The sequence below is a fragment of the Ideonella sp. B508-1 genome (genome assembly GCF_000333615.1).
Lineage (GTDB): Bacteria > Pseudomonadota > Gammaproteobacteria > Burkholderiales > Burkholderiaceae_C > Ideonella.
In genome coordinates this window covers 1-1,091 of record NZ_BADL01000370.1, presented here as the reverse complement: position 1 = coordinate 1,091, position 1,091 = coordinate 1, and the positions used below count along the sequence as shown (strand labels likewise).

General features: G+C 73.1%; 1 protein-coding gene. It reads left to right on the top strand.

The window, feature by feature from the left end; genetic code table 11:
* On the top strand, positions 1-1,091 hold a 1,091-nt coding region (locus I73_RS15575), incomplete at both ends, for a sensor histidine kinase (protein ID WP_026096803.1).

Here is a 1,091-nt window from a genome sequence, read left to right as displayed (position 1 = left end):
ATCCTGCAGGTGCGCGAGCAGGCCTGGGCCATGGCGGCCTTGGCCATGGCCCTGCTGGTGATGGGCGGGCTGTACTGGCGTCTGCGCGAGCGGCGCTATGCCGAGCAGCGCAGCGCCCGGCGCGAGCTGGAGCAGCGGGTGGCCGACCGCACCCGCGAACTGCAGGAGGCCCAGGCCTTCCGCCATGCGATGGAGGAATCGCTGCTGGTGGGCATGCGCGCGCGCGACCTGGACGGCAGCATCATTTACGTCAACCGGGCCCTGTGCCAGATGACCGGCTACGAGCCCGAGGAGCTGCTGGGCCAGCGCCCGCCCTATCCCTACTGGCACCCGGACGATCTGGAGAAGCACTGGCGCGACAGCAACGCCTCGCTGGCCGGCCAGGCCGAGCGCAGCGGCTTCGAGTCCCGCGTGCGGCACAAGGCCGGGCATGACGTGATCACCATGGTCTACACCGCGCCGCTGATCGACGCCGACGGCGTGCAGCGCGGTTGGATGAGCTCGGTGGTGGACATCACCGAGCAGAAGCGGGCCCAGGAGCGCCAGCGCGCCCAGGAAGGCCAGCTGCAACGGGCGGCCCGCCTGGCCAGCCTGGGCGAAATGGCCTCCACCCTGGCTCACGAGCTCAACCAGCCGCTGATGGCCCTGTCCAACTTTGCCGCGGCGGCCCAGGCCCTGGCCCAGGGCGGCCCGCCGGACCTGCTGGTGCAGAGCCTGCAGGACGTGCGGGCCCAGGCCCAGCGGGCCTCGGAGATCGTGCGCCGCATCCGCGGCATGGTGCGCCAGGGCAGCGGCCTGGCCGAGCGCTTCGGCGCGGCCGAGCTGGTGGACACCGTGCTGGGCTGGCTCAAGCCCGAGATCACCGCCCGGCGCGTGCGCATCGCCCGGGCCCTGCCGGCCGAGCTGCCGCCGGTGCTGGCCGACCGCGTGCTGGCCGAGCAACTGCTGCTCAACCTGGTGCTCAACGCCCTGCAGGCGCTGGAGGGGCAGCCACCGGAGCGGCGGCGCATCGAGATCAGCGCGCGCGTGGACGGTGCGCGCCTGCTCTTCAGCGTGGCCGACAACGGCCCCGGCGTGCCGCCGACCATGCC